The sequence below is a fragment of the Nitrospirota bacterium genome (assembly GCA_016212215.1).
GTDB lineage: Bacteria > Nitrospirota > 9FT-COMBO-42-15 > HDB-SIOI813 > HDB-SIOI813 > JACRGV01.
In genome coordinates, this window is the sequence record JACRGV010000156.1 from 1 (window position 1) to 7,308 (window position 7,308).

General features: G+C 43.3%; 9 protein-coding genes. 6 read left to right on the forward strand and 3 right to left on the reverse strand.

Translation table 11 applies throughout. The features are described 5' to 3' along the window. The 3 genes from HZA08_14140 to HZA08_14150 all read left to right on the forward strand — a co-directional run. Nucleotides 1-3,661, forward strand: a 3,661-nt coding sequence (locus HZA08_14140) for a hypothetical protein (protein ID MBI5194558.1), incomplete at its 5' end; no start/stop codon positions are given. Nucleotides 3,662-3,672: 11 nt separating this feature from the next. Then, a complete protein-coding gene (locus tag HZA08_14145; protein MBI5194559.1) occupies nt 3,673-4,152 on the forward strand; it encodes a hypothetical protein in 480 nt (159 codons plus the stop codon). Further along, entirely contained in the window at nt 4,145-4,402 is a 258-nt protein-coding gene (locus tag HZA08_14150) for a hypothetical protein (GenBank protein ID MBI5194560.1), read from the forward strand. The genes HZA08_14145 and HZA08_14150 overlap by 8 nt, the downstream gene beginning before the upstream one ends. Nucleotides 4,403-4,438: 36 nt before the next feature. On the opposite strand, the gene HZA08_14155 is transcribed toward HZA08_14150, so the two are convergent. Genes HZA08_14155 through HZA08_14165 form a run of 3 tightly spaced genes read right to left on the reverse strand, consistent with a single transcriptional unit; the run spans nt 4,439 to nt 5,322 of the window. After that, nucleotides 4,439-4,702: a hypothetical protein gene (locus HZA08_14155; protein ID MBI5194561.1), complete on the reverse strand. Its 264-nt coding sequence runs from the start codon at nt 4,700-4,702 to the stop codon at nt 4,439-4,441. Continuing rightward, the gene (locus tag HZA08_14160) at nt 4,699-4,929 is read right to left on the reverse strand and encodes a hypothetical protein (GenBank protein ID MBI5194562.1); all 231 of its coding nucleotides are present in this window, start codon (nt 4,927-4,929) and stop codon (nt 4,699-4,701) included. Before HZA08_14160 ends, HZA08_14155 begins: the two co-directional genes overlap by 4 nt. A gap of 15 nt (nt 4,930-4,944) precedes the next feature. After that, nucleotides 4,945-5,322, reverse strand: a complete 378-nt coding sequence (locus HZA08_14165; GenBank protein ID MBI5194563.1) for a helix-turn-helix transcriptional regulator — start codon at nt 5,320-5,322, stop codon at nt 4,945-4,947. 162 nt (nt 5,323-5,484) lie between these two features. On the opposite strand from HZA08_14165, the gene HZA08_14170 reads away from it, so the two are divergent. The 3 genes from HZA08_14170 to HZA08_14180 all read left to right on the forward strand — a co-directional run. Next, the gene (locus HZA08_14170; protein ID MBI5194564.1) at nt 5,485-5,760 is read left to right on the forward strand and encodes a type I addiction module toxin, SymE family; all 276 of its coding nucleotides are present in this window, start codon (nt 5,485-5,487) and stop codon (nt 5,758-5,760) included. Further along, nucleotides 5,744-6,061 carry a hypothetical protein gene (locus tag HZA08_14175; GenBank protein ID MBI5194565.1) on the forward strand — a complete coding sequence of 106 codons (318 nt, stop codon included), beginning with the start codon at nt 5,744-5,746 and terminating at the stop codon, nt 6,059-6,061. Before HZA08_14170 ends, HZA08_14175 begins: the two co-directional genes overlap by 17 nt. Further along, a partial coding sequence (locus HZA08_14180) for a toprim domain-containing protein (protein ID MBI5194566.1) occupies nt 6,015-7,308 on the forward strand: 1,294 nt, incomplete at its 3' end. The genes HZA08_14175 and HZA08_14180, both read left to right, overlap by 47 nt.

Below are 7,308 nucleotides of genomic sequence, written 5' to 3' on the forward strand. Positions count from 1 at the left end.
AACGGAGATTGTTTATACCCCTTCGTCCGAATACAACAATTCATATCTGCCGTTTGTCCAGCAGACGGTTTCACAGGTAACGGTAAAAGACGGAAGAGAGAACGCGTCCATCACAACCTTTGACTATTCAGGTGGTTTTTACAGTATAGCTCAAAAAGAATTCAGAGGTTTTGAATATGTAAAATCTATAGCTCCGAACGGGACAACTACGGAAACATGGTTCAAACAGGATGACGTATTTAGAGGTTTTATTGAAACACAGATTGTCAAAGACTCATCAGACAATATCTATACATGGATTGAGAATACATATAATTCAACAATTCCATATACAGGCGTTGATTATCCTTATCTGAGCAGAATAGACGATTATATTTATGATGGAGACAACGGCGTTGCGCCCCGGCATATAATTAACCAGTTCACCTATGATGACTACGGCAACATAGAAAGCAAATATTATGCTGAAGACCCGCTCCAGGGTGATGAAAAAACTGAGTTTACGGAATATTATCAGGACGGTGAAGTGGGCAGCTATCTCGTATCCCTTCCGAAGCGTACATGCATAAGCAATGTATTGATAACAAACTGCAATGACAATAATTCAAATATAAAAGCCAGAGATATCTTTACATATTATTCCACTACTGGAAATCTCAAGACAAAAACATCGTGGCTTGACACCGGGGGAACAAATCCGGTAACGACTTATACCTATGATGCCTATGGAAATGTATGGACTATTACCGATCCGAATAACAACCCTCCAACTGTCATAACTTACGACACGCCGACCAAAACATTTCCTGCGGTAATAACCAATCCAAAGGGGCATGTCATACAAAAGACTTATGACCCTGTTTTTGTCGACAGAGTCAAAACAGAAACAGACCCTAACTTAAACACAACGACATATGACTATGATGAATTCGGGAGGATTAAGAAAATTACCAAACCTGCGCCTTACGGAATAACCGAATACAAGTATCTAAACTACGGCGACCCTTACAGTCAGCATATCAGGGAAGAGGCAAAAGACAGTACAAGCACACTCATACATTTTAAGGAGACGTATTTTGACGGGCTTGAGAGGACGAGGACGGAGAAGCAGGGCGGCCCAAGCCCAACAAAGACAGTTATTGTAGATACTGGATATAATGAGAAGGGACTTGTCGACACTAAAACCTATCCTTATTTTGATGGAGATACTGCTTATGAGATATTGTACTTTTATGATCCTGTAGACCGGCTTTCCTACACATACAACCCTGACAACGCATCCTCTTCAATAGCCTATGACAGGGGCCGGATCACCTACATTGACGCCAATAACCACATGAAAGTACAGGTGAAGGATATATATAACAGGAATGTGACAGTTGAAGAATATATGGGGAACTCTTCATCGAATTATACCCTTTATGCAACTACAGCCTACTGGTACGATGTTCTGAATAATCTTAAAACAGTAGTAGACGCAAACGGCAATCAGACGGATATCACGTATGATTCCTTATCAAGAAAGATATCTATGGACGACCCGGACATGGGTTATTGGACATATACTTACGATGCCAATGGAAATCTCAAGACGCAGACAGATGCAAAGAGCCAGACAATAACATTTACGTATGATGAATTGAACAGGGTTACGTTGAAGAACTATCCGACAGGTACGGATGTTATTTATACGTATGACGAAACATTATACACCAATCCCAAAGGCAGGCTTACGACCTTAAGCGATTCCTCCGGAACGACAAAATCCAACTATGATTCAATGGGACAAATTACAAGTTCGATTAAATCGATAGGGTCGGATACCTATACGACGCAGACACAATATGATCCATTGGGAAGGGTGAAGAAGATAATCTATCCCGATACGCCTGCAACAGAGGTTGACTACACTTATGACGGAAACGGAAATATCAAGGATATTAAATCAGGAACGACAACTTACGCAGATTACAACAGCTATACAGCCGTTGGCGATCCACTGTCAATTGATTACGGTAATGATAAAGTGAACTCAATGTATCAATACCTTCCCCAGAACAACCGTTTGTTTTCACTGACCACAAACAGTACAACACAAGGGCTTATCAATATCTCATACAATTACGACAATGTGGGAAATATAAGAATAATATCCGACTCTATAACTCCGTCAAGGACGCGGATGTATACATATGACGAACTGGACAGGCTTATAGATGTTAACAGCCAGTTGTACGGCGGTTACCTGCTGTATCAGTATGATAAAATCGGCAATATGACTTATAATTGCAGGAAAGGAAATTATGAATATGACTCCGACCATCCTCATGCGGTAAAGAGGATCAAAATAAACGGGGTAACAGTTGAGAGTTATATCTACGACGCTAACGGTAATATGACATCAAGGGTAGGCAAGACGCTGACTTACGATTATGACAACAGGCCTTTGAGGGTAAATTACGGTTCAACATATGTTGATTCAGTTTATGACGCCCTCGGCAACAGAGTAACCAAGACTGTTTCCGGACAGGTAACGAAATACATCGGGCAGATGTATGAATGCACGGGAGGCGTGTGCATGAAGTACATCTTCGCCGGAACAAAGAGGATAGCACAGGTGAAAGGCTCTAACACTTACTATTACCATACAGATCATCTTGAAAGCAGCACAGTGATAACGGACCAGAATGGAAACAAAGTAGAGGAGCTGCTCTATTATCCATTTGGAGAAATATTATCAGATTCAAGTCCAACGAAAGTAAGGTATAAATTTGCTGGACATGAGTTTGATGCGGAGACGGAATTGATCTACATGAAAGCAAGGTATTATGATCCCAAGCTGGCAAGGTTTATAAGCGCTGACCCGGTTGTGCCGCTGCGTATTGATTTGAATAATTTCAAAGACTTCAAGATGACACAATTTAGACAACTCACTAATCCTCAGGCGCTTAACAGATACTCATATGTAGTCAATAATCCGATTGTCTTTCGTGATCCGTTTGGGCTTAAGAGCAGGGCTTCTGAATGGGGTTCCAATGCTTTGAATATTATAGGCTATGGGGCTGGTATTGCTGCGATGGTTCCTGGACCAATTGGAATTGGGGGTAAAATTGTATCAGGGGGAATTGTCATTGGGACTATTACATATCACGGTGTACAGTATGCAAGAGGCCAAGAATCAGCTTATAAAGCAGCGTGTGAAAGTGGTGTTGCATTAGCTGATGGTGCAAGCATGGTTATAGGAATAAAGGCTGAAAAAACCGGTCTTTTTCTCGGCAGTGTATTTAAAGGTTTCGGTGTACCAAAAGATATAGTAGATGCCATCGATCCTAATGTGGTATGCAAAGAAACACCAGGACCAAACCCAGCAAATGCCGTAATACTACAAAACAATACAACAACAACCCAAGAAAATTACACAACCGGGGTTGGTTCGACCACAGTAGGACAACCGCATCCAGAAAGTCCTAAGAAGCCGGGGTCAACAGAAACAGAATATGTACCGTCTTTTAATTACTTTGGTCTTTCACAGGGACAATCAGGTGGTTCATGGTCAGCTCTATCTGGCACCTCTCTTGATAATTCTGGTTCATCTGGTGCTGGTGGTGGAGCAGGCTTTATATCGCCTCCTGCTGCTGGATATCCTGGGCCTGTGAATTAGGAGATAATGTTATGGATTTAACTGATAATAAGATACTTCAAAGATATTTTGTATTCTCTCTTATTGTTACGGCTATAATCGGGGTTTCAGCAGGTTACATCTTCAAAGTGGATTTAACTGACAATGATACTTTGAAAATAGCTATGACTGTTTGTATAACTATTTATATTATTCTCACGCTTACAACATTCATTATACTATGGAAGAAAGGGGTTGATTTTTATTTAAGTAGGAATGCATTGAAACTAATGCTTGCATTCTCACCGATTATTTTATTGCCTGCATGGTTAGATCCTATAATTTCATTAAAAGCGAAGGTGATTATCAGTATAGTTGCAGTTGCTGTCGGAATTGCCTATTTTTATTCATTGCACTATGGCGGCAGGGCATTTAGGAAGCAATTCGGCATTGAGGACGAAGGAGACAGAAGGGAAAAGGAGAGAGAAGAGAAGGCAAAGAAGGAAAAGGAAGCGAAAGGAAAAGTTGGATAACTTTGAGATCATATTGTGGGCTGGTATAATCTTTATCTTTAATCCGATATTAACTTATTTCCTTTTCGCCCGCAGGGCAAAGGTGAACAATAAAGGGAAGATAGTCCTTTATAGCATTACAACCATGATAGCCCTGTTCTGGTGTGGAATTTCAACAAGGTATTTTCTATTCTCTATTATTGCAGGGCTTTATTTTGCTGCGCTGGTTATTTTCAAAAACAGTTTTTTTAAGGATATAAGGCAGAGTTGAGGATATGAAGACCTGCGCTGCCCCGCCACAAACGAATCAGCCGAAGAACCGTTCATAATCATCATGGCTGCCGATCCAGAACCACGTCACGGTATCATTGTCCATGATGCCTATGGCCCTGTATCCAAGCGTAACCCTGGCCGACCAGATATTCTCCGGCTTGTTGATGCACTTAAAACGCAACGATGGATGGAAAGGGTCTTCCGACCAAAGACAGTACGCCTTCTTTGCCCTTGCCCTGATATCGGATGCAAGCTTGCCGTAGTGCTCCCAGAAAGACGGCAGAGTCGCTGATCTCATAGCTTGTCAACATCCATCGGAGTTGCCTTTCCCTCAGCGATCTCCTGTCGGGCATGACGGGCGGCAGCGATAAGCTTATCCTGGGTTCTGGAAAATGAATCTTTCCATTTAGCCTCATCCCGGATATCCTCGATGTAATCGCGCATATGCTCAACAATTTCTTCCTGAAGCTGGTCCGGAACAGATTCAAGCATCTTCATCATAGTTGTGGCCGCTGCTGTATCCATAGTTTATTCTCCTTTCTACCTTGCCCCGCTTTGTTTATATTGATTTATAAAAGCAGAAACGAACTCAGCGATCTTGTCTTGCTGACGGCGTGGGAGGCGAGAGGCATCCTCGAAGATTCTTCTAAGTTTCCCGTCCGGCCCGCCTTTCTTCTTTACCGCAACAGTAACGCCGTTTTCGGAGAGCAAGGCTTCTATTGTCACACCTAAAGCATCGGCAAGCTGGTGCAGTGCTTCTGAACGAGGCGGCTTTCCCGTCTGCTCCCAAAAAGCAATTGTTTGTTGAGGGACGCCGATCCTTTGGGACAGTTCTTCCTGGCTGAATCCCGCATTGATCCTGAGCGCCATAAGATGCGCCCCCCGTTTATGCCGGGGCTTTGTAAGCTTCCTTCCCATGGGGGAATTATAACCGGCGTTTTCCATCCAATCTTTCATCATTAAAAAACCCCTTGCTAAATTACCAACTGATTAGTAATATAATAACACATCAATGGGTATGCTGTCATTTACAGAAACCACTTGACACGATTTTAGAAAAAGGCAGGGAAAGGAGCGGAAATGAAACACCGGATATTGACGGTCACAGTTAAACCGGGGGACAACCCGGGACATCCCTTGATCTTACTTGGGGGCAAATGGTTGAAGGAGTGCGGGTTTGAAATAGGGGGCAAGGTGCTGGTTGAGTGCAGGCACGGCGCTTTGAGTATCAGGGCGATCCGGTTTGAGGATGACGGGGACAACACACCCCTGCCCCTGCTTAAAGCACCTACTGTTGGTCTTGATAGAGGGGAAAAAGAGGAAAGGGAGGTGATGCAGGTTGCAGAGCACAGTTGAGACAACGGACATATTCCGGGGGGCGTTCTTTCTGTCCAAAGGCGGAAGGCTGTCTGATGTCCACTTGTCGGAAGACCATAGGCAGATAGTTTCATTCCTGATTGTCGGAGAGAATCTTTCAGAGCTGGATGAGGCATACAGGAGCGGCAGGGCAACGGTTGATCCCCTGCAGTTGAGAGAAAGCTTAAACCATCTCCGGGACGTACTGTTTAAGACCAAAAGAGATAACGAGAGAAATAAAGAGAGGAGACCCCATGCAAATAAGCAAGAAAGAGATCGAAGCCGTCAAGCGGTCTCATGACCTGGTGTCGGTTGTAGAGTCCCACGGAATAAAGCTCAGAAAGAAAGGCAGCAATTACGTCGGCCTCTGTCCCTTCCACGAGGAAAAGACCCCATCCTTTACCGTAAATCCCAAGACAAATCTGTATCATTGTTTCGGCTGTAACGCCGGCGGAGATGTGATCGGGTTCGTTACCAAGAAAGAAGGAATAGGATTCAGAGAAGCATATGAAAGGCTCAGAACACAGAGCACAGATCACAGACGACAGACTAAAGACAGAAGACAGAGCAACGAACCAAGAACACAGACTAAAACTTCTGAACTCCATAACTCTATGAACTCTACAAACTCTAAAACTCGTTTATTAAACCGTGTCGTCTCCTTCTATCATAAGAGCTTCTGTGAAGATCAGAGGGCGTTACAGTATCTTCAATCCAGAGGCATTACTGACAACAGCATCTTTGCCGACTTCCAGATCGGCTACAGCAACGGCACGTTGCTGAATACCATACCGGACGAAGGGGATATACATAATTTGCTAAAAGAGATCGGCCTACTCAATGACAAAGGCAACGAGATGTTTTACGGCTGTGTGGTCTTCCCCGTATTTGATGAAAACAAGGATTGTGTAGGTTTGTATGGCCGCAGGATCGAAGACAGAACAAAGAGCACAGATGACAGACAACAGACAATTGCCAGGGTTTTAAACTCTATAAACTCTATGAACTCTCCAACTCATTTGTATCTTCCCGGGCCGAGGAAAGGCGTCTTCAACCACCAGGCCGCAAAAAGAAGCAAATCAATTATCCTCACCGAATCGATCATAGACGCTCTGACTCTCTACAACGCCGGGTTCAAGGATGTTATTCCCTGCTATGGAGTTAACGGGCTAACGGAAGACCATCTCAATCTCTTTGCACGACATCAGACAAAGGAGATATACATTTGCTTTGATAGAGACGATGCCGGAGAGCAGGGCGCCGAGCGGATCAAAGAGCAGTTAAAAGAAAAAAATATCGTCTCATACATTGTAAGACTTCCTGAATCATCAGAGAGCAAAACAGACATCAATTCATTCTTTCTATCCAGTAAAGATGCGGCAGTGATCTTTGAACGGTTACTGAAAGAATCCAATTCGAGAGCTTCGATCAGATCGGATAGATTGATTAAACAGGAAACAAGACATTATGAAAAAACAGATACCGGCTTTGTTGTCCAATACGGAGAGAGAAGATATGAGGCGAAAGGAATAACGAGAGAGGGCGTAA